The sequence below is a fragment of the [Scytonema hofmanni] UTEX 2349 genome, assembly GCF_000582685.1.
In the GTDB taxonomy this organism is placed as follows: Bacteria; Cyanobacteriota; Cyanobacteriia; order Cyanobacteriales; family Nostocaceae; genus Hassallia; species Hassallia hofmanni.
In genome coordinates this window covers 5,268,152-5,287,933 of sequence record NZ_KK073768.1, presented here as the reverse complement: position 1 = coordinate 5,287,933, position 19,782 = coordinate 5,268,152, and the positions used below count along the sequence as shown (strand labels likewise).

The following is a 19,782-nucleotide window of genomic DNA, read 5'->3' as shown; positions in this document are numbered from 1 at the left end:
CAAAGCGTAGCTTTGGCGGGGTGGGGTTCTTGGGGTGAGCGTAAGTAATCAACCGGATATGATATTACCCATAATTCATGAAGAACCCCACCCGCCTGTGGCACCCGGACCGCAGGCTCTTAGGGTTGGGGAGGGGTTCTTTTATTATGGCTGTTTGACCGGACATGAATCAGAGAAATGTTAGCTTCATATTTTGATTTTGTCAAAAATTCTGTATAAATTGATTCTAATTTAAAAGTCAATAAAAGTTAAAATAATTAAAACTGCGTTAAATTTTGGTGAAAGCAGCAACAATTGTCACAACAGCTAATTAATACGGTGTTTCCAGCCTCAGTTTTTCAACTAGACAATGGTGTAACTTTTATTCATCAGGAAATTGCCACCACCCCTGTAGTCGTGGCTGATGTTTGGGTACGTGCTGGTGCAACAAGAGAGCCAAATCCGTGGTTCGGCATGGCGCACTTTTTAGAGCATATGATTTTTAAAGGTACAGCGACGCTAGCCCCCGGAGTATTTGACGAGAATATTGAAAATAGAGGTGGCGTGACTAATGCGGCTACCAGTTATGATTATGCTCATTACACTCTGACTACAGCTGCAACATATCTGGAAGATACTTTGCCTCATTTAGGGGAACTGTTGCTGAATGCGGCAATTCCCGAAGAAGAATTTGAGCGAGAACGGGATGTCGTATTAGAGGAAATTCGTCAAGCGCAAGACGATCCTGATTGGCTGGGATTTCAATCTTTGATTCAAAACGTATACCCTTCTCACCCCTACGGACGTTCGGTGTTGGGTACTGAGCAAGAATTGATGCAGCAATCAGTAGAGGGAATGCGCTGTTTTCATGGTGCTCACTATCAACCAGAAAATATGACGGTGGTGGTGGTGGGGGGAATTGCGGAAAAACCAGCTTTAGAATTAGTAAATCGCACCTTTGAAAATTTTGGCGATCGCACTAATTGTCCTCAGTTTGAGCCTGTAGTACAATCAGCAATTAGCGGTATTCGTCGTCAAGAACTACATTTACCACGTCTGGAGCAAGCACGCTTAACGATGGCATGGACAGCACCAGGAGTCGAAAAACTCCGCAGCGCTTACGGTTTAGATTTGCTGTCAGTACTGCTAGCAGAAGGACGGACTTCCCGATTAGTTCGCAACTTGCGAGAAGAACTGCAATTAGTGCAGGGAATTTGCGCTAATTTGTCTCTCCAACGAGATTCGAGTTTATTTACAATTAACGCTTGGTTAGAGCCAGAAGAGCTAGAAAAAGTTGAAGCTATAATTTGCGCTCATCTGGAAGAATTGCAGAATGTGGAAATTAGCAATGCTGAACTGACACGTACCCGCAGACTGCTATGTAATGAGTATGCCTTTTCTACGGAAACGCCAAATCAACTCACCGGACTTTATGGCTACTATAATACTATCGCCAAAGCTGAATTGTCTGTTACCTATCCCCAGCAAATTCAGTCATTTGATGCCCAAGAACTGCAACAATTAGCTAAAGATTATCTTTCGCCCCAAGATTATGCAGTTACGGTACTCAGACCTTGTTAGTCATTGGGTATGGGGTATGGGGCATGGGGCATTGGGCATTGGACTCCTGACTTTCGTAGAGACGTTCCACACCGAACGTCTCTACCTTTCGTACAGACGTTCCACACCGAACGTCTCTACCTCATTCCTAACTTTTGACTAATGACTCAAACTCTAAAATCTTCTATTTCTGAGCCGATCGCTCGCACTGTGTTGAGCAATGGCATCGTATTATTGGTAGCAGAAAATCCCGCCGCTGATATCATTGCAGCGCGGATTTTTATTCGTGCTGGTAGTTGTAACGAAAATCCACAGCAATCTGGATTAGCGCATTTGCTATCTACAGTGCTGACAAAAGGATGTGATGGACTTTCTAGCTTGCAAATCGCCGAACATGTAGAATCTATGGGCGCCGGTTTGAGTGCAGATAGTGCCGCCGATTATTTTTTGGTGTCATTGAAGACTGTCACCGCAGATTTTGCCGATATTTTGGGTTTGGCGGGGCGAATTATGCGATCGCCTACTTTTCCCGAAGTTGAAGTAGAATTAGAACGCCGTCTAGCTTTACAAGATATTCGCTCTCAAAAAGAGCAACCATTTACCATTGCCTTTGACCAACTGCGCCAGGTGATGTATCAAAATCATCCCTATGCTATGTCGGTGTTGGGAGATGAAACAACTATGGGCGGCTTGACTCGTGCAGATTTAGTCAAGTATCATCAGACATATTTTCGTCCAGATAATATAGTAATTAGTATTGCCGGTCGAGTCACACTAGAAGATGCAGCTACTTTAGTAGAAAACATATTTGGAGATTGGCAAGCTCCATCCGAACCACTGCCCATAGTACATTTTCCCCATATTAAGGTTGAACCGCAGCAAAGACTCAAAGTGCAACAAACGCAGCAATCAGTCATTATGCTGGGCTATCTCGGACCATCAGTGCGTTCTCCAGATTATGGTGCCTTGAAGTTGTTATCTACCTACTTGGGAAATGGGCTTTCTAGTCGCTTGTTTGTCGAATTGCGCGAAAAGCGGGGTTTAGCTTACGAAGTATCGGCATTTTTTCCCACAAGGCTGCATCCCGCCTCATTTGTAGTTTACATGGGAACCGCGCCGGAAAATACCAGCATCGCTTTAACCGGACTGCGGACAGAAGTAGATTTACTCTCAAGCAATCAACTAGAAGAAAGCGCACTTCAAGCGGCGAAAAATAAGATACTAGGGCAGTATGCTTTAGGTAAACAAAGTAATGGTCAAATTGCTCAAGTATACGGCTGGTATGAAATTTTGGGGTTGGGAATTGATTTTGATTTTTTGTTTCAGGAGTTAATTGCCAGTGTAACTGTCTCTGATGCGATCGCGGCAGCTAGCCAATATTTACGGGAACCTTATTTATCCTTAGTCGGTCAACAGGAAGCTATTAATAGTGCAGTGAAGTAGCTTTTTTGAAAAGCCAAGGCGCTGTACTATTAGCATCAGAATCAACCGGGGGTAAATTCTATGAAATGCAGCCAGACACTAAGTAGAACTAACTACTTACCGACATCAATAGCATCTCGTTTTTTTTCTGCCAGCAAGTTTTATTTGTTACCTTTCTGGTTTGCTACATCTGTGCTAATTGGCTCAACAGCCGTAGTCTCATTTGCAGCACCACCAGAAATTGCCCAAGTAGTTGTGGGAGGTAGCGTCAATCGTCCTACCCTAAAACTTGGTAGTCAAGGAGAGCGCGTCTCGGAACTACAGGGAGCGCTGAAACTTTTAGGCTATTACACCGGTACAGTCGATGGAAACTTTAACCAAATGACTGCTAACGCTGTTTCTCAGTTTAAACAAGCAGCGGGTTTGGCTCCAGATGGTACTGTTGATGGTAACACTTGGCAACGACTTTTTCCTGGCGAAGGGACGGTAGCTTCTTCCCCTGCTTTACCTAACCCTGCATCCAAGTTTCCGACTCCTAATAGCGTGACGGATAATGCTACTCCTGAGCCGAAACCGTCTAGTCCAAGCACCTCACAAACAACCGTCAGACAATCATCATCTGGCAATGGTACTTCAACTAGTCGTTCTGAGCAAACTTTGCGTACTACCTCAACGGATGGTGCTGGACAAACTTCTAGTTCTGAGCAAATTGTTCGTACTACTTCTACCACTGGTTCTGGGGAAACTGTTCGTACTCGTCAAACTCCTCGAAACCAAACTAGCAGTTCTGGGGAAACTGTTCGTACTCGTCAAACTCCTCGAAACCAAACTAGCAGTTCTGGGGAAACTGTTCGTACTCGTCAAACTCCTCGAAACCAAACTGCTAGTTCTGGACAAACAACTCGCACTTCGAGACAAGCTAGTACTTCTGGACAAACAACTCGCACTTCGAGACAAGCTAGTACTTCTGGACAAACAACTCGCACTTCGAGACAAGCTAGTAGTTCTGGACAAACAACTCGGCAAACACCGAGTATTCAATACACCGCAGGGGGAATGCCGATTTTGCGGATAGGAATGCGTGGCTCTGAAGTTGTAAAATTGCAAGAAAGACTGAAAAGACTTGGTTTTTTGAATGGTAATGTAGATGGAGATTTTGGACCATCGACTGAAGCAGCGGTGAAAGCTGCACAACAACGCTATGGTTTAGAGTCTGATGGTATAGCTGGTGGTGCTACTTGGGATGCTCTCACACGGCGTCGCAGTCAACCGCTCTAGAAAAGAACTTGTCGTAGTGAGGACTTTAGTCCTTATCTTACATCTTATAAGATGAGGACTGAAGTCCTCACTACAAAAATTTTTTCTTATAAAGTTTTTTAAACTTATGCGACACTTTTTGTTAACTTGGTTAGGGACTGCGATCGCTTTGCTGATTACGGCTCATTTGGTTCCTGGCTTTGTTGTTAAGACTTTTGTTGCAGCGCTTGTTGCTGCCGCTGTTTTAGGACTAGTTAATGCCATCGTTCGACCGATTTTATTACTTTTGACGTTGCCAATCAACCTAATTACTTTTGGGTTGTTTACATTTGTTCTCAACGCTTTTACACTTTGGCTAGCAAGCGCTCTCACTCCTACTTATGGTTTTGAAATTCGCGGCTTCTTACCTGCTTTGTTAGGTTCAATTGTGCTAGCGATCGTTTCTAGCATCATTAATTACTTGCTCAGAGTAATTGACTAGAATCAGGTAAAAAAAGATATTTTTTATTTGTCAAACAGAGCTTAAGTACCTTTATAATATTATTGTTTTTTCAGAAATCAGATCGTGTCCGTAACCGTCGTAGAGACGTTCCGGTGGAACGTCTCTACAAAGAATATGTGTCCCAATGCCAGATATGTTATCAGATGTATTCTTTTTGGGCTTGAGCAACGGCTATTGTTACCGCTCCTTGTAAAGTAGAGCGGGAGAGATTTTCATGATGGTCGGTTGATTTAAATATTTGTTTCGGAATCAGCAGAGTTTGACACTTCGCTGCTAACAAGGCTGCGGCTTCAGCTACACTGGGAGTTTGCATCTTGAGTGCGACAACTCGGGAAGAGTTGGGAACATGAACAGAACTTAGAACATCTGCGGGAAAGGTTTTCAAAGGCAAATTGCGTTGATGGCAAAGTTGTCGCAAACCGACTTCTGACGCTTTGATGTCGATAGTAGCAATGCCTGCGATCGCACTCAAAGCAAGTTGATTCTTTTTAAAGGTTTCTTCAATCGCTATGGCAATTAATTCTGGGGAAGTTCCACTTTTACAACCAATTCCCACCCATAAAAGTTTTATTGCTTGGACTGTTGTAACATTAGTCACAGAATTTATATTTTTAGCGATAGTAGCAAATTGGGTAAAAAAATAGCGATCGCCTAAAATAATCTCAAATCGTCGCAAACAACCGCCATTAAATGATTTGTTTTATTTAGTATCATATTGATACATCAAAACTGATCTTTATAATACTGTTCCATCCCAAAATAGTCTATATATTCCTATTAAGCACAGTAGGAACGCCGAGGGGGAAACAAGGTAAAAGGTAAGGGGTAAATTTCCTTCTTCATTTTTGTGAAAGCAAGCAGTTTGATGAAGCAGGCTTTTTGCTTGTAATATCTTGGTGTTTCACTAATTTTACTACTCCGTTGCAACAATCTTTACAGTTGCAACGGAGTTTTGTTATTTCCGGTACATGCGTAAACCCCAAAATCCTGTAGAGACGTTCCGCAGGAACGTCTCTACGTGGATTTAATCATAACGCAATCCGCTCTATTTATTATTTTATCGGGAAAGGCAGAGGGCAGGAGGCAGAAGGCACTTATAGAATTCTGATTCCTGCCCTCTGCTACGACCGGAGGGAGTAAGGGTTTAAGACCCCGACCAAATTGAAAATTTGGTGGCTCTTGTTCAGGAGGGGTCTGAATCCCCTTCTGAACAAAACCTTCTGCCTTCTGCCCTCTGCCTTCTGCCTTCTTCAACGGCTTATTGCTATTAGCCCGCTCACAAGGTTAGCGGACGCAGTATTGTTAAATGAAAACCATGTCTAGTTTCCGGTTTCAAATACCGCTCTTGTAAAGGTTGCCACTGTTGCCACAATTTATAACGATTTTCTGCTAATAAATTCGCAAAAGTGGGAAGTTTAGTTTCAATTTCTGACTCGAAGACATCCGTCAGCCACTTGCCTAAGACTACACTATCTTGAATTGAACCCAAGATGTCTTGAATGTTTTTAACATCTGCAACATAAACTGAGTAAGAATCAGCGTATAACTCAGTAAATAACTCCATCTGATAGCGCACACGCTTGGCTTGTTTACGCAATGTATGCAGCATTTCACCATTAGTTGCCAATTCTTTCTCTATTTTCTCAGCTTTTAAACCTTTAATAATGACAACTTTTGTTTTTTCTACTTGGGTTCCCACTAACCAACCCGCATCAAGAAATAAACTACTTACTTCCGGCAAAAGTAAATCCGGTAGCAATTCTTGCATCGGCAAAGATGCTACAGATAGATAACTTGGGTTTTCCAACCACTCATTCATTCCCTGTTTTAGAGACTTATAATGCTCATCTTTAAATGTTGCTTGCACCCCTTCTAACGCATCTTTGCGTTGTTTAGATAAAGCATCGAAAGCTGTTTGCAGAGATTTTTGTTCTTTATGCGGTAAATTTGGAAGGTAAGTTTTTTCTAAAGATTCTTTGAGTACATCCAAATCTCGCAATGTACCAAGACGACGAGCAATTTTGCCAATATTTTTATCACTTACTGACTTAGATAAATCTAAAGCTAGTCCAAATCTGCTAACTGCTGTGCGTAGACGACGCATCCCCACTCGCATTTGATGCAGGGCTTCTGGATCTTCGTCTTTATTAACTGTCTTTTCCCACTTTAAGGTTTTTTTAAAGTGTTTTTTTATTGCTTCGTGAGCATAGTCACCTAGGCTTTTTAGTTTGGCTTGTGCAACTAATTCCATAATATTGTTGGTCTTAACTTGATAGCAAAAAATGCTTAACTATATTTTTCTATATTAACACTAAATGCACTGCTTTGACATATTTTCATGTAATTTATCTTAACTGCATGATTCTAACTTTTGATGCTTGTTTGTGTTTTACATAAATGTTATGTATTACAAAGTTTTTCCTATTAGGCTTATAAATATTTTTAAAATAAATTATAATTTTTATAAATAAAATTTTCAGTTAAAAAACTAGATGCTCGTTATATTTATCATCAGCTTTTTCAATGATTAAGTATGATAAAATACATAGAAATAACAATAGATTACCGGAGAGGAGCAGAGGTAAAATGCATAACTCATATTTACTAAGTCAAGTTTGCTTAACTTTTACCGACGGATTTAAAGAATACAGAGAAGACCTTTCGGCAGTGCTGCTGACTCCAGAAAAGCATTTGTGGTTGGGTTCAGATGAAACCTCGACAATTGAGCGTCTTTCTCTGGTTGATGGTGATAATTTTGCAAATCACGAAAGCTATCGAGTAGCAGAATTTATTACTTTACCGGCATCGGAAAAAAAAGAAATTGACATTGAAGGACTTGCCTACACTGATTATTATCTTTGGTTAGTGGGTTCCCATAGCTACAAACGTAAGAAGCCTAAATCTGATTTATCAGATGAAAAAAACATTGAAAGGTTGGCAAAAATTGACACAGAAGCTAATCGTTATATTCTCGGAAGAATTCCCCTTGTGGATGGGAAGTTATTTGAGTCATGCCCGCACCCGCAAAATCCAGATATATTATTAAGTGCCGCCAAACTGAAACTAACTCCGACAGGTAACTTGTTAATGGAAGCTTTAGCAGACGATCCTCATTTAGGCTTTTTTGTGAAAGCAGCAATTCCGGGGAAAGATAATGGCTTTGATGTGGAAGGGATAGCTGTTTCTCAAAAGCAAGTTTTTATCGGTTTGCGCGGTCCAGTATTGCGTGGTTGGGCGGTAATGCTGGAGGTAGAATTAGAAATATCTACCCCCGGAATCATGACACTGCGGGAAATTGGTCAAGAGGGAAAGTCATATAAAAAGCATTTTCTGTTTTTGAATGGTTTGGGAATTCGGGATATGCATCTTTATGGTGAAGATTTGTTAATTTTAGCCGGACCAACAATGGATTTGGATGGACCGGTGCAACTTTATCGTTTACGGAATGCTGTGAATTTGCCAAATAATATACTTCATTATCCAGAATTTCTCCAAGATATTCCTTATGGAAATAGGATTGAGCACGCTGAAGGCTTTACGCTATTTCAAGATGTAACTGGCATACCTTCTGTGTTGGTGGTTTATGACTCACCAGCAAAAACTAGGCTGTTTGGTGATGGTGGTGTGATGGCTGATGTATTTCGTCTGGGTTAGTAGTAGTTTTAGTAAGCGTTGAAACGCTTACTACGAAATAAATCGAGACTTTGCGAAGCGCTTTGAGAGGGTTCAAAAAACGCCTAATTTTTTAAAGATTGGTTGAGATTGCTTGGACGGGACAGGTGGGTATACATTGTTCGCAGACGATGCAACGCGATCGCATAAATGTCAGCTTATATGTTTGCGGATTCAGGGTAAGCGCTTCAGTAGGACAAACTCCTGTACACAAGCCACAATCGACACATACATCTTCATCAATCACTATTTCCCCTAAGCTAAGGGAAACGTTGATATTTTGCGATCGCATCCACTCAATTGCCGCATCTAGCTGATCGATGTCCCCTGCAAGTTCAACTACAAGTTTACCAATTTGATTTGGCGCAACTTGAGCGCGGATAATATTTGCAGCTACGTTGAATTCTTTTGCCAGTCTATAGGTAACTGGCATTTGTACAGCGCGTTTGGGAAAGGTGAGGGTAACTCTTTTTTTCACAGGTTTAGAAAATGGTTTGTTTTTGTTTTAGCTTAAGCGTTAGCTTAAAACAAAAGAAGCCCCACGTCTTACTCTGTACTCAGAGAAGCGTGGGATGAATTTTGGGCAATGACGAATTGACCAACGAATGATATTGAAAAGGCAGCTTTGCGGGGGAAGTTTCCCCCGCAAACGTGCCGCCGCAGTTCAATCGGTAATGTTGGTCGTTGGCGAAGCCTCTCGAAGAGATGAGGAATTGCCAATCTTTATTTCCGGCAATGAGTCAATCCAATCATCAATCAGGGACGTGATAGTTTTGTCTTGTTGAGCCGCATATTGCATTAACTTATGTTTTCTTCTATCTGACAGCCTAATCGTTAATGAATTACTTTTCATCTGCACTAACATTGTTTATACATTTATGCTAGCATATCGTCAAGGAGGTAAAACAAATGAGAACAGCGTACCAGTTTAAACTGCGCCCAACAAAACAACAAGCAACAGAGATAGACAGATGGTTGTCTATGCTATGCGCGCAATACAATTATCTGTTGGCTGACAGATTCAACTGGTATGAGCAAAATCGTTGTGCTATCAACGCTTGCCCTCTTATTTGTCATCTTCCAGAATTAAGAGATAATCCGGATTACTACAGCCAAAAAAAGACACTACCCAATCTTAAGAAAACGCATCCTCATTATGGCGAAATTTACTCACAAGTATTGCAGGATATAGTTAAGCGAGTGAAAGCGACGTTTGACCGTTTTCTAAGCGGGGATAGCAACGGAAAGCGTAGTGGCAGACCAAGGTTTAAGCCACGCGTGCGTTACCGGACTTTCACTTATCCTCAAATGAAAGACGGGTGTTTGCAAGGTAACTTGATTAATCTTCCAATGTTTGGAAAAGTCAAAGTTATTTTACATCGTCCTATCCCCGACGGGTTTAAGGTAAAAACTGCATCTGTTACCAAAAAAGCCGACGGGTACTATCTAACTCTCAGCTTGGAAGATGCTACAGTTCCGACTACTAAACCTGACTTTAACCCAGATTCCATAACTGGAATTGACGTTGGCTTAAAGGAATTTTTGACTACTTCTGAAGGTGAAACTGTCGCTATTCCTCAACATTATCGAAAATCTCAAAAACGTTTGAGAGTCATTCAAAAACGTGCCTCACGTTGCAAAAAAGGTAGTAACCGTAGGAATAAAGCTGTAAAACAAGTAGCTTTGCACCACAAAAAAGTTGCAGACACTAGAAAAGATTTTCACTTCAAAACTGCGTGCAATCTATTGAGAAAATATGATGTTGTGGCAGTTGAGGATTTGAACGTAAAAGGACTTGCACGAACGCGATTAGCTAAGTCTGTACTTGATGCCGGGTGGTCAAGCTTTCTGTCGATTCTAACAGCCAAAGCCGAAAATGCTGGGCTGCTGGTAATTCCTGTTAAAGCGTCAGGCACAAGTCAAGACTGCTCTAGTTGTGGGGTGAAAGTTCCTAAAAAGCTGCATGAAAGATGGCACGACTGCCCTAATTGTGGGTGTAGTCTTGACCGTGACCATAATGCAGCAATAAATATAAAGAATAGAGCGGAGGGGCATCCCGTTCTTAAAGCTCATCGAGTATCCGAAGTAATAACTGGATTTGGTGAGAAGCCTACACCGACCTGTACTCAGGCGGTGTAGGAGATGTCACTCCGGGCTAATAACGCGCATTCCATTAAAATGGACTGAAATTCTAGCAGAACAGACATTTAGCTATTAGACATAGGAGTAAAAATTAATTATGCGTTGCCGGAAACCCTTGTAGAGACGTTCCGACGGAACGTCTTTACGTCTTTTCTGGAGATGTCTATTCTGCGAACGATGATACAGCCGTGCAAGTGTGGAATTACAAACCATCAACAGGAAAGAGCTAAACTGAAGAAGATGTAACTTAATAAGATTTAATAAATTTGTTATGAGTACAGATTCGCCTATATCTTCTCAAAAGTCGGAATCTACGGTTGGGACACGCTTAAGAAATTTTGTGATTGCAATGGTAGCGATCGCTCTTAGCGTTGCCTTATCCTTAGGATTGGGAACTCAGACACCAGAAGCAGCTCTTGCCAAGTTAGATCAAGGGTCTACACCATTAGAAATAGCTTTGACAAACGGTAAGCCAACGCTGATGGAGTTTTATGCTAATTGGTGTACTGTTTGCCAAAAAATGGCACCAGTTATGCAACAGTTCGAGACGCAATATGCTGACAAAGTTAATTTTGTCATGCTGAATGTAGACAATACCAAATGGTTGCCGGAGATGTTGAAGTATCAGGTGGATGGAATTCCCCATTTTATTTATTTGGGCAAAGATGGGGAAACAATCGCCCAGGCGATCGGCAATCAACCCCGTACAATTATGGGAAGTAATTTAGAAGCCTTGGCTACTGGTTCATCTCTGCCTTATGCTCAAGAAAACGGACAAGTTTCTAAATTTACCGCACCAGTTAAACCAACAAGTAGTAAAGACGATCCTCGTCTCCACAGTAGCCAAGTTGTAAATTAACAGAAATTCTTAATTCCTATAATTTGTCATTGTGGTCAAATAATTTGTAGCTCTATACCCTACTTTTCACGGCAAATACGGTGTAGAGCTACAGATGCGTTGGTTGAGTTGAACAACAGCCAAACCTAACAGATATAAGAGTTTTATGTGTTGAGTTTCTTCCCTCAACCCAATTTACATCTTTAGCAATTAGCAATTAACTTGCAGATTTGGTTAATGGGAAGTGGTAATTTTGGCTGTAATTGCTGTCGTAATAACGAGCGTTATTGTTTTGAGCAGTGTCATATGGATCGTATCCATAATTCTCAAACCAAAGAATGATTTCCTTCGCATCTGCTGGGATACTAACTTCTTGCGGTGTGACGTGCTGGTTTTGACCTGTCCTTAGTAGTTTAAATGTCACTGGATCATCACCTTCAAATTGAAGAACAGCTTGGATTTCCCAACTTGGTAAACCTCTGTAACTTGTCCGACGGGCAGGTAAACGGTTTTCATCATAGTTGATTATGAATTTACCACCTGGAACTAATTTATCGGTGACATTTTCTTGCCAATCTCCGGTAAAGTCAATCTGCGGAGTACTATCTGCATAACTGGGGTTAACAAACACAAAAAGCAAGCTGAACACTACAATCAAAAGTGCAACAGCCTTTTTCAATGATTCAAAAAATCTCATAATTTAATCTTTTGACAACTTGGTGTGCAATTTAGTCTCGAAAAACCAGGAACGATGGTAATGTTACCATACTCATCAAACTCACTCGTTGATCAATTCTTAGATACCAACGAGTGGGTGGAGAAAACCCGGTTTTTTCAGCAATACCTTGCTATACGCCTTAAAAAAAACTGAGTTACAAGGTAAAGGAGACTATTAACACAATAAATGAGACCAAAAATATTTGTAAAGTAACACAGACTACAAAATTTCCAAACGATTTCCGTTATTGAGAATTAATTTTCAGATACAGCACTTCCCGGTGTCATGAGGTACAAGAACCCCACCCCCAACCCCCTCCCCGCAAGCGATGAGGGGGCTATTATGTACCTCATAACAAAGGAATCTGCTGTATTCCCCATCGCTACTGATGGGGAATACTCATAACTCATAACTCCCCATTGGAATGAAGGGACTCTAAAGCACCACTGCGGATCATCAGTTGAGGCCACATCAATAAGAAGAAGCCCATCCAAGTTAGTATAGGCACTGAGACGAGAACTGTTAGCCAGATGATTTTAAATAGTAACCAGCTACCACTAATTAAGGTAACACCCGTGAGAAGTATAGACCAAGGTTGACACCACCAAGGTTTGTAGTTCCAAGGACTGATAGGCTTTTGTTCAGACATTTAGTGTTATGCAATGAAAATAATCCTTTTACAAGTTTTAGCGTAAAAGTAGGAGAAATGCGCCTTTCCTGATTAGAGTATCTTTAATTTCCGGGTGTGCTTTGGGTACTTCAAAACGATATTTGGGTACTTCAAAACGATATTTGGGTACTTCAAAACGATATTTGGGTACTTCAAAACGATATTTGGGTACTTCAAAACGATATTTGGGTACTTCAAAACGATATTTGGGTACTTCAACACGATGTTTAAGTACTTCAACACGATGTTTAAGTACTTCAACACGATGTTTAGGTACTTCAACACGATGTTTGGGTACTTCAACACGATGTTTGGGTACTTCAACACGATGTTTGGGTACTTCAACACGATGTTTGGGTACTTCAACACGATGTTTGGGTACTTCAACACGATGTTTGAGTACTTCAACACGATGTTTGAGTACTTCAACACGATGTTTGGGTACTTCAACACGATGTTTGGGTACTTCAACACGATGTTTGGGTACTTCAACACGATGTTTGAGTACTTCGACACGATGTTTGGGTACTTCAACACGATGTTTGGGTACTTCAACACGATGTTTGAGTACTTCGACCGAGAACTGTTAGCCAGATGATTTTAAATAGTAACCAGCTACCACTAATTAGGGCTTGCTGAATAAGTCTTTAAAGCGAATCTAGAAGCCACACAGGTTACAAAATGGTTGTTTCGTTGCTCAGTTTCCTTTCTTTACCTAGCGATCGCGCTTTGATTGTGCAAGGGTTTTGAGACTCTAGATGTTAAACAAGTGCACTTGTTTGGTGAAAAAAGGCTTAAACCCCTTATCTGGACTAGATTACACATTCATTCAGCAAGCCCTAATTAAGGTTACACCCCTGAGAAGTATAGACCAAGGCTGACACCACTCCTGATTAAAGTATCTTTAATTTCCGGGTGGGTTATGTATTCGGCTTCGGAAATAAACACTCAACGGTAACTTTCAAATTACTTTTAGCAGTACCTTTTGTGACATAAGGAACCCCTGCTTCTCCACCCACTTCGATACCGAATTCTAAAGTAACTTTGTTGATGTTATCAATGGGAATTTGCTTAAACGCATTCAAGCTATAAACAGTGTAAGCACGTATGGTGTGTTGAATGACCTGAAAATTTTGCACCATTTGCTTTCGCAGTTCTTCAGTGATTCCCTTATCAGTTAGTGCTTCTTCCTCTTCCTCTGCTGGTTCTTCAGGGATAATTAAGGGAACGTTAACGTCTTCGCTAGCTTCAATGTAGATAATCGTGTTGTCATCAAGTTGGATGGGTGCGAGTTTGGTCATGGTCAGAATTCATTTTGACAAAACAATATTTCAGTAATTTTACTCGGAAACTGTGGTAAGTATTTTGTATTCATATTAGTTAAATAGTCGCTCTCTTAAGCTAGAGCAAAACTTTTTGCTATGAGTCGCGATGCTTTGGTAGTTGGGATTAATACATATAATTACGATCGCTTGACCAAACTATCAGCGCCCGCACAAGATGCAGAAGCGATCGCTCAACTGTTGGAAAATTCCGGCGAGTTTAAGGTCAAGCGTCTACCTGCGGTTAAGGATAAGCAGAATAACACGATTCGCGTTGGACAGACAACTAAAGTTACTTTAACTCAGTTAGAAGAGGCGATCGTTCAATTATTTAAGCCACAAGGTAGAAATATTCCCGACACGGCACTGCTGTATTTTTCCGGGCATGGACTGCGGAAAGACAGAGGCATTCAAGAAGGGTATTTGGCTACCAGTGATGTCAACCCTGATTTAGGGAATTGGGGTATTCGCTTAAAATGGCTGCGGGAATTATTGCAAGAAAGTCCGATACGACAGCAAATTATTTGGCTGGATTGTTGTTATAGCGGTGAATTGCTGAATTTTGCCGAAGCTGATCCGGGGGATAGGGGGAAAGGACGCGATCGCTGTTTTATTGCTGCATCACGAGAATTTGAGGTGGCTTATGAAGCGATCGATAGCAAGCATAGCGTGTTGACGGAGGCGCTATTGCAAGGGCTTGACCCCAGACGACATTCTGGTACTTGGGTAACAAACTACACTTTAATTGATGTTCTCAATCAGCGTTTGCAGGCATTTCCCCAGAGTCCGATATTTGCTAACTCTGGTGGTGCGATTAACTTGACGCGCACTTCGCAAGCACCGAACCCAGATATTAATTCAGTTGTCACAACGATTTGCCCTTATCGCGGGTTGCAATACTTTGATTGTACAGAAGAAGATGCTAAGTATTTCTATGGAAGGGAAGCGCTGACAGACCAGTTATTAGAAAAAGTGCGTGTGGGGAATTTCCTTGCCGTGTTGGGAGCATCAGGAAGTGGTAAATCTAGTGTTGTGAGAGCGGGATTACTTTATCAGCTTACCTTGGGGCGGCGGTTGTCGGGTAGTGACACTTGGCAAATCAGGATTTTTCAACCGGGTGAGCATCCCCTTGAAAGTTTAGCACGAGCCTTTTTGGATTCGGGTTTATCAGATATTGACCGAACATCCCAGTTAGCAAAAGCTGAGGAATTGATTGCTAAGGGTTCTGTAGGTTTAGGACAATTGATCGACGCTGCTGACACCAAGCGAGTCATACTGATGGTGGATCAGTTTGAAGAAGTTTTTACTCTGTGCAAAGACATCGGCAAACGACAGCAGTTTTTTGAATGCTTGCTGGATGCGTTGCACCGGTGTGGTGATAAACTCTGCTTGGTGCTAACGATGCGGGCAGATTTTTTTGGCAAGTGTGCGGAATATGGCAAACTAACAGAGCAGATTCAGGAAAATCTGGTGACAGTGACACCGATGACAGAGGAGGAGTTGAGACAGGCAATTACCGAACCAGCGAAACAGGTAAGTTTGCAAGTCGAGCCTGAGCTAGTTAACCAGATGATTGTCGATGTGGAAGGTTCACCGGGAAGTTTGCCGTTATTACAGTACACGTTAACCGAGCTTTGGCAGCAGCGAAGCGAGGAAAAATTAACAATTTCGGCTTACACGCGGTTGGGTGGAGTGAAGGGAACGCTGCAAAAACGCGCTACTGAGATTTATGAAGGTTTGTCACCAGAGGAACAAGCAGCAGCAAAGCGGATTTTTCTTGAGTTGACGCAGTTAGGAGAGGGTACGGAAGATACACGTCGGCGGGTTTTGCTACAAGATTTAGTGACATCGCAGCAATCAAATAATGTAGAACAGGTGATTCAAAAGTTAGCGGATGCGAAGTTAGTTGTCACCAGCACGTTGATTGAAAAAGGAGCAGAATCAGGTAAGGTGGCAGTGGTGGATGTTGCCCATGAAGCACTGATTCGCCATTGGTCACTATTAAGAAAATGGCTGGATGAGAATCGGGATAAGCTTAGACAAAAGCGCAAAATTGAAGCCGCAGCAGAGGAATGGCGAGAAAAGAGGAAAGCAAAGGATTATTTGCTTCAAGGAAAACCTTTGCAAGATGCCAAGGCGTTTCAGAAGCAGCAAAATGGAAATCTAGCGTTATCTAACCTCGCGGAAGAATTTATTAGCAAAAGCTTGAAACAAAGTTGGGTTAGGTCACTGAAAACTGCTAGTCTTCTAACAATTCCTATTCTGGTTGCCCTTTTTGCTCTTGTCCCATATCAAAAACAGCAAAGCTACAGCAAAGCTTGGGAAGTTATTAGAAGTCAAGATAAAAAACAAGGAAAGCGTGCAGCATTAGAGTTGCTAACAGAGGGATGTTGGGAAAGAAAGCAATGGCAATGGATTCCTAGTGATGTTGCGTTTTTATTGTTTGGAGGGTGTCCTAGTTTTGTTGGTGAAGACCTCAGCAGTGCCAACCTCAGGGTTGCCAAACTCAGCGGTGCCAACCTCACCGGTGCCAACCTCAGCCTTGCCAACCTCAGCCTTGCCAACCTCAGCCTTGCCGACCTCAACTTTGCCGACCTCAACTTTGCCAACCTTAGCTATGCCAACCTCGGCTTTGCCAACCTCACCAGTGCCAACCTCAGCGATGCCAACCTCAGCGGTGCCAACCTCAGCTATGCCAACCTCAGCGGTGCCAACCTCAGCCTTGCCGACCTCAGCCTTGCCGACCTCAGCCTTGCCGACCTCTACTTTGCCGACCTCAGCGGTGTCAACCTCAGCCTTGCCGAAAACCTGACTCCTGAGCAAGTTAAATCTGCCAAGAATTGGGAGAAAGCGATATATGATGATAAGTTTCGCCAAAAGCTAGGCTTGAAGTAGATCGCGTTTTGATTTTGGAAGATTTGTTTGAGAGTGCGATCGCATTTGGTTTGAGAGTGCAAATTATAGCTTGCTTTGAAAGTGCGATCGCATTTTTGGGTAGTTTGGGAGTGCGATCGCGGTTGGGTTGAGGAGTGCGATCGCATTTCCAGCTATTTCCAAAGTTTAGGCGATCGCTCAAGCATCATCATCTAGAAACAAAGCATCAAAATCACGATATCCACTCAAAACCCGCTCAACCTCAATCCCATCTTCAATTGAGCGATAAAAAATTATGTAATTGCCAACAGAAAAACCTCTCAAGGATGGTGCAAGATAATCGAAACTGCGTCCCATATTCGGGAAATCAGCCAAAACCTTACACTTTTCCTCAACCGCATCTATAAAACGAGTTGCCGCTTGTGGATTTTCACGGGCAATAAACTTGTTGATTTCCTTAATATCAAGTCTTGCTTGAATGGTAAAAACGTAGCCACTCATTATTCTTGGGATATTTGACGGATATCTTCGCGCAATTCTCTAAATACTTCTTCACCATCAATCACTTCTCCTTTATTGCCTTGTTCGATACCCACAGCAATTTCCGAACGAAGTGCTTCAAGTCGTGTTTCCCGGATGCGATCGCGCTCCTCTAGCAGTCGCAACGCTTCCCGTACAACTTCACTCGCGGACAAATACCTACCAGTTTTGACTTTTTCGTGAACTAACTGTTCAAGTTCAGGTGTAAGTGATACATTCATGGCTTTATTTGGGTTTGCCTATTAATTTGATTGTGTCACCAATAGCAAAGCTTGTCAAAGTTTGTTATTACTTTGCGATAACGGGTGATTGCGTTTTGATTTGGAGTAAGTAATTGTTGTTTGCTTTGAGAATGGGATATGCATGATTGCACTAAGCTTGGCTTATCGTATTTGGATTTGAGGAGAGTTGGGAAAGTGCGATCGCGCAAATGAACGAAGTTATGAGGGTTTGTTTGGGATGGCGATCGCGTTTTGGATTTGTGAAGTTATGCGATCGCGTTTTGATTTTGGAAGATTTGTTTGAGAGTGCGATCGCATTGTTGGGGAAGTTGCAGGGAGTGCGATCGCGTCATCATGACAACAACTTAAATCCTTTATTATCTGCTAACTTTCGATCGAATGTTACAATTTTGCTGCAACCAAGTTGTTGTGCGATCGCACCAATCAAATAGTCGGAAAAATCAGCTTTTCCTTGCTGAAAACGGTGCAATGCTTGATAAACTAAAGAGCTATTTTCTAACTCAAAAACTGGACATTGCAACATCATTTCTATAGTTTTACCGATTTCTGCCCTACTGAATTCATAAGGCTTACCCCGCAAAACCCAAACCAATTCACACAGAACTATATTAGCAATAAAACATTGCTCTCCCCCTTCGATAATTTCCACAGCTTTCTGCCACTGCTGCTCATCATCTTTAGTCAGGTAGCGCACTAAAATATTTGTATCAACTCCAATCACTTGAACCTTCTTTAATTGCTATTTCCATTTCTTCTAAAGTTGCGGTTTTCATTCCTGGACGATGCAAAATCCCTGATAAACTTTGAACAGGAACATTCAACGGAATAAGTGTAACTATTCCATTTTCATCAATCACAAAATCAACCTTGCTACCTGTATCTATATTTAGGTAGTCTCTAATTTCTTTAGGAATAGTTACTTGTCCTTTTGTCGTGATGGTTGTGATAGCCATTACTCTAATTCCTTACTTTATCTCCTTACTAAATCATAGCATAGAGTACAGAGAATAGAGGGCGATACTCCGGAGGCTAGTAGTCCATGTCATAAGTTTTGAGGGGTTTCAACTTACCAAAATAATTGATTTTTAAGGCTTTGGAAATTTGATTACCCATCAGAATTAATGACATAGACTACTAGTAGTTCATGTCATAAGTTTTGAGGGGTTGCGCGGTTCCGTTATATAATAACGATGTGTCCGCATATGGGGACACGAGTGTCCGTGCGATCGCTAACAATTTAAAAGTATATTAATTGGGTGTATGAATAAGAAACATAGCATTGTTCTTAGTGATGAGCAACGGCTACAACTGGTTGATTTAGTCAAGAAAGGGAAAGCAGGTGCTAGGGAAATTCGCCGCGCACATACGCTACTAATGGCAAACTCTGGTAGTACAGATGAGACGATAGCAAAAAGCTTACACATATCAATACCAACAGTTGAACGAACTCGCAAACAGTTTTGCACCGATTCCTTATCAGCCACAATGAATGAGCGTCCTCGCAGTGGAAAGCCACCAAAAATAACTTCGACGGCAGAAGCATATTTAATTGCAACAACTTGTTCAGATGCTCCGGACGGTAGCGCTCGTTGGACGTTAAAAATGTTAGCAGACAAACTTGTTAGTCTTGAAATAATAGATAGTGTCAGTACAAATACAATTGGACGTACATTAAAAAAAACCAGTTAAAACCTTGGCTAAGAGAGCAATGGTGCATCCCACAAATTAGTTCAGAATTTGTAGCTCGGATGGAGGATGTACTTGATTTATACGCTCAACCAGTAGACCCAGAGCGCCCATTGGTTTGTTTTGATGAAAAATTATCCGTTCTGATGTACGATGTTCATGAACGGATACCAGCAACACCCAAAATAGAAGATAAATCAGGGAAAATTGAAAAGCAAGATTACGAATACGAGCGAGAGGGGACTTCTAATTTATTTGCATTCTTTGCTCCATATTTAGGTTGGAGACATATTAAAGTTACAGAACGCCGTACCAAAGTCGATTTTGCTCATTGTATGAAAGAGTTAGTTGATGTTCA

22 protein-coding genes and 2 pseudogenes are annotated in these 19,782 nt (G+C 41.7%); 11 read left to right on the top strand and 13 right to left on the bottom strand.

The window, feature by feature from the left end; translation table 11 throughout:
* The first annotated feature begins 318 nt into the window (after positions 1-318).
* The 4 genes from TOL9009_RS0129225 (at position 319) to TOL9009_RS0129210 (ending at position 4,699) form a co-directional block, all read left to right on the top strand.
* The gene (locus tag TOL9009_RS0129225) at positions 319-1,560 is read left to right on the top strand and encodes a M16 family metallopeptidase (RefSeq protein ID WP_029636912.1); all 1,242 of its coding nucleotides are present in this window, start codon (positions 319-321) and stop codon (positions 1,558-1,560) included.
* Positions 1,561-1,701: 141 nt separating this feature from the next.
* A complete protein-coding gene (locus tag TOL9009_RS0129220; protein ID WP_029636910.1) occupies positions 1,702-2,982 on the top strand; it encodes a M16 family metallopeptidase in 1,281 nt (426 codons plus the stop codon).
* Positions 2,983-3,042: 60 nt separating this feature from the next.
* Entirely contained in the window at positions 3,043-4,239 is a 1,197-nt protein-coding gene (locus TOL9009_RS0129215) for a peptidoglycan-binding domain-containing protein (RefSeq protein ID WP_029636908.1), read from the top strand.
* A 106-nt stretch (positions 4,240-4,345) separates the two neighbouring features.
* Positions 4,346-4,699 (top strand): phage holin family protein, encoded by a 354-nt coding sequence (locus TOL9009_RS0129210; protein WP_029636906.1) that lies wholly within the window; start codon positions 4,346-4,348, stop codon positions 4,697-4,699.
* Positions 4,700-4,859: 160 nt separating this feature from the next.
* On the opposite strand, the gene TOL9009_RS0129205 is transcribed toward TOL9009_RS0129210, so the two are convergent.
* Positions 4,860-5,396, bottom strand: coding sequence for a cobalamin biosynthesis protein (locus tag TOL9009_RS0129205; RefSeq protein WP_084763328.1), 537 nt, complete (start codon positions 5,394-5,396; stop codon positions 4,860-4,862).
* 600 nt (positions 5,397-5,996) lie between these two features.
* Positions 5,997-6,971 carry a CHAD domain-containing protein gene (locus TOL9009_RS0129195; protein ID WP_029636900.1) on the bottom strand — a complete coding sequence of 325 codons (975 nt, stop codon included), beginning with the start codon at positions 6,969-6,971 and terminating at the stop codon, positions 5,997-5,999.
* Between the two features lie 335 nt (positions 6,972-7,306).
* Here TOL9009_RS0129195 and TOL9009_RS0129190 point away from each other — a divergent pair, with 335 nt between their 5' ends.
* Entirely contained in the window at positions 7,307-8,374 is a 1,068-nt protein-coding gene (locus TOL9009_RS0129190; protein WP_029636897.1) for a DUF3616 domain-containing protein, read from the top strand.
* 91 nt (positions 8,375-8,465) lie between these two features.
* Here TOL9009_RS0129190 and TOL9009_RS0129185 read toward each other — a convergent pair whose 3' ends face one another.
* Both TOL9009_RS0129185 and TOL9009_RS43980 read right to left on the bottom strand, forming a co-directional pair.
* On the bottom strand, positions 8,466-8,870 hold the full coding sequence (locus TOL9009_RS0129185; protein WP_029636896.1) for an NIL domain-containing protein: 405 nt from the start codon (positions 8,868-8,870) through the stop codon (positions 8,466-8,468).
* 186 nt (positions 8,871-9,056) lie between these two features.
* Positions 9,057-9,245 (bottom strand): hypothetical protein, encoded by a 189-nt coding sequence (locus TOL9009_RS43980; RefSeq protein WP_072022199.1) that lies wholly within the window; start codon positions 9,243-9,245, stop codon positions 9,057-9,059.
* A 56-nt stretch (positions 9,246-9,301) separates the two neighbouring features.
* On the opposite strand from TOL9009_RS43980, the gene TOL9009_RS0129180 reads away from it, so the two are divergent.
* Both TOL9009_RS0129180 and TOL9009_RS0129175 read left to right on the top strand, forming a co-directional pair.
* Positions 9,302-10,531, top strand: coding sequence for an RNA-guided endonuclease InsQ/TnpB family protein (locus tag TOL9009_RS0129180; RefSeq protein ID WP_029636895.1), 1,230 nt, complete (start codon positions 9,302-9,304; stop codon positions 10,529-10,531).
* Between the two features lie 274 nt (positions 10,532-10,805).
* Positions 10,806-11,393, top strand: a complete 588-nt coding sequence (locus tag TOL9009_RS0129175; RefSeq protein ID WP_029636893.1) for a thioredoxin family protein — start codon at positions 10,806-10,808, stop codon at positions 11,391-11,393.
* A 196-nt stretch (positions 11,394-11,589) separates the two neighbouring features.
* Here TOL9009_RS0129175 and TOL9009_RS0129170 read toward each other — a convergent pair whose 3' ends face one another.
* A complete protein-coding gene (locus TOL9009_RS0129170; RefSeq protein WP_029636892.1) occupies positions 11,590-12,069 on the bottom strand; it encodes a DUF6209 family protein in 480 nt (159 codons plus the stop codon).
* 427 nt (positions 12,070-12,496) lie between these two features.
* Positions 12,497-12,739 (bottom strand): DUF6737 family protein, encoded by a 243-nt coding sequence (locus TOL9009_RS43975; RefSeq protein WP_072022177.1) that lies wholly within the window; start codon positions 12,737-12,739, stop codon positions 12,497-12,499.
* A 265-nt stretch (positions 12,740-13,004) separates the two neighbouring features.
* Here TOL9009_RS43975 and TOL9009_RS40855 point away from each other — a divergent pair, with 265 nt between their 5' ends.
* Positions 13,005-13,358 carry a hypothetical protein gene (locus tag TOL9009_RS40855; protein ID WP_186227676.1) on the top strand — a complete coding sequence of 118 codons (354 nt, stop codon included), beginning with the start codon at positions 13,005-13,007 and terminating at the stop codon, positions 13,356-13,358.
* Positions 13,359-13,589: 231 nt separating this feature from the next.
* Here TOL9009_RS40855 and TOL9009_RS50605 read toward each other — a convergent pair.
* Together TOL9009_RS50605 and TOL9009_RS0129155 are read right to left on the bottom strand one after the other, a co-directional pair.
* Positions 13,590-13,649 (bottom strand): annotated as a pseudogene (locus tag TOL9009_RS50605) (DUF6737 family protein); the annotation flags it as partial.
* Between the two features lie 31 nt (positions 13,650-13,680).
* On the bottom strand, positions 13,681-14,061 hold the full coding sequence (locus TOL9009_RS0129155; protein WP_029636889.1) for a CU044_2847 family protein: 381 nt from the start codon (positions 14,059-14,061) through the stop codon (positions 13,681-13,683).
* A 120-nt stretch (positions 14,062-14,181) separates the two neighbouring features.
* Here TOL9009_RS0129155 and TOL9009_RS0129150 point away from each other — a divergent pair, with 120 nt between their 5' ends.
* Positions 14,182-16,977, top strand: a complete 2,796-nt coding sequence (locus tag TOL9009_RS0129150) for an nSTAND1 domain-containing NTPase (RefSeq protein ID WP_029636887.1) — start codon at positions 14,182-14,184, stop codon at positions 16,975-16,977.
* Here TOL9009_RS0129150 and TOL9009_RS48575 read toward each other — a convergent pair.
* From TOL9009_RS48575 to TOL9009_RS0129125, 5 genes are all read right to left on the bottom strand, one after another.
* The gene (locus tag TOL9009_RS48575) at positions 16,907-17,158 is read right to left on the bottom strand and encodes a hypothetical protein (protein WP_190909768.1); all 252 of its coding nucleotides are present in this window, start codon (positions 17,156-17,158) and stop codon (positions 16,907-16,909) included. The genes TOL9009_RS0129150 and TOL9009_RS48575 overlap by 71 nt on opposite strands.
* A complete protein-coding gene (locus tag TOL9009_RS0129140; protein WP_029636885.1) occupies positions 17,155-17,457 on the bottom strand; it encodes a type II toxin-antitoxin system RelE/ParE family toxin in 303 nt (100 codons plus the stop codon). Before TOL9009_RS0129140 ends, TOL9009_RS48575 begins: the two co-directional genes overlap by 4 nt.
* Positions 17,457-17,717, bottom strand: a complete 261-nt coding sequence (locus TOL9009_RS0129135) for a type II toxin-antitoxin system ParD family antitoxin (protein ID WP_029636884.1) — start codon at positions 17,715-17,717, stop codon at positions 17,457-17,459. Before TOL9009_RS0129135 ends, TOL9009_RS0129140 begins: the two co-directional genes overlap by 1 nt.
* A 352-nt stretch (positions 17,718-18,069) precedes the next feature.
* Entirely contained in the window at positions 18,070-18,459 is a 390-nt protein-coding gene (locus TOL9009_RS0129130) for a PIN domain-containing protein (RefSeq protein ID WP_029636882.1), read from the bottom strand.
* Entirely contained in the window at positions 18,446-18,691 is a 246-nt protein-coding gene (locus TOL9009_RS0129125) for an AbrB/MazE/SpoVT family DNA-binding domain-containing protein (RefSeq protein ID WP_015199664.1), read from the bottom strand. Before TOL9009_RS0129125 ends, TOL9009_RS0129130 begins: the two co-directional genes overlap by 14 nt.
* A gap of 307 nt (positions 18,692-18,998) precedes the next feature.
* Between TOL9009_RS0129125 and TOL9009_RS0129120 the strand changes: the two genes are divergently transcribed.
* Together TOL9009_RS0129120 and TOL9009_RS47925 are read left to right on the top strand one after the other, a co-directional pair.
* A complete protein-coding gene (locus tag TOL9009_RS0129120) occupies positions 18,999-19,427 on the top strand; it encodes a helix-turn-helix domain-containing protein (protein ID WP_029636877.1) in 429 nt (142 codons plus the stop codon).
* 59 nt (positions 19,428-19,486) lie between these two features.
* A pseudogene (locus TOL9009_RS47925) lies at positions 19,487-19,782 on the top strand (IS630 family transposase); the annotation flags it as partial.

Coding starts and splice junctions, on each gene's coding strand:
- TOL9009_RS0129220 (WP_029636910.1), top strand. CDS start 1,702: ATGACTCAAACTCTAAAATCTTCTATTTCTGAGCCGATCGCTCGCACT.
- TOL9009_RS0129215 (WP_029636908.1), top strand. CDS start 3,043: ATGAAATGCAGCCAGACACTAAGTAGAACTAACTACTTACCGACATCA.
- TOL9009_RS0129210 (WP_029636906.1), top strand. CDS start 4,346: ATGCGACACTTTTTGTTAACTTGGTTAGGGACTGCGATCGCTTTGCTG.
- TOL9009_RS0129195 (WP_029636900.1), bottom strand. CDS start 6,971: ATGGAATTAGTTGCACAAGCCAAACTAAAAAGCCTAGGTGACTATGCT.
- TOL9009_RS0129190 (WP_029636897.1), top strand. CDS start 7,307: ATGCATAACTCATATTTACTAAGTCAAGTTTGCTTAACTTTTACCGAC.
- TOL9009_RS43980 (WP_072022199.1), bottom strand. CDS start 9,245: ATGAAAAGTAATTCATTAACGATTAGGCTGTCAGATAGAAGAAAACAT.
- TOL9009_RS0129180 (WP_029636895.1), top strand. CDS start 9,302: ATGAGAACAGCGTACCAGTTTAAACTGCGCCCAACAAAACAACAAGCA.
- TOL9009_RS0129175 (WP_029636893.1), top strand. CDS start 10,806: ATGAGTACAGATTCGCCTATATCTTCTCAAAAGTCGGAATCTACGGTT.
- TOL9009_RS0129170 (WP_029636892.1), bottom strand. CDS start 12,069: ATGAGATTTTTTGAATCATTGAAAAAGGCTGTTGCACTTTTGATTGTA.
- TOL9009_RS43975 (WP_072022177.1), bottom strand. CDS start 12,739: ATGTCTGAACAAAAGCCTATCAGTCCTTGGAACTACAAACCTTGGTGG.
- TOL9009_RS40855 (WP_186227676.1), top strand. CDS start 13,005: ATGTTTAAGTACTTCAACACGATGTTTAGGTACTTCAACACGATGTTT.
- TOL9009_RS0129155 (WP_029636889.1), bottom strand. CDS start 14,061: ATGACCAAACTCGCACCCATCCAACTTGATGACAACACGATTATCTAC.
- TOL9009_RS0129150 (WP_029636887.1), top strand. CDS start 14,182: ATGAGTCGCGATGCTTTGGTAGTTGGGATTAATACATATAATTACGAT.
- TOL9009_RS0129140 (WP_029636885.1), bottom strand. CDS start 17,457: ATGAGTGGCTACGTTTTTACCATTCAAGCAAGACTTGATATTAAGGAA.
- TOL9009_RS0129135 (WP_029636884.1), bottom strand. CDS start 17,717: ATGAATGTATCACTTACACCTGAACTTGAACAGTTAGTTCACGAAAAA.
- TOL9009_RS0129125 (WP_015199664.1), bottom strand. CDS start 18,691: ATGGCTATCACAACCATCACGACAAAAGGACAAGTAACTATTCCTAAA.
- TOL9009_RS0129120 (WP_029636877.1), top strand. CDS start 18,999: ATGAATAAGAAACATAGCATTGTTCTTAGTGATGAGCAACGGCTACAA.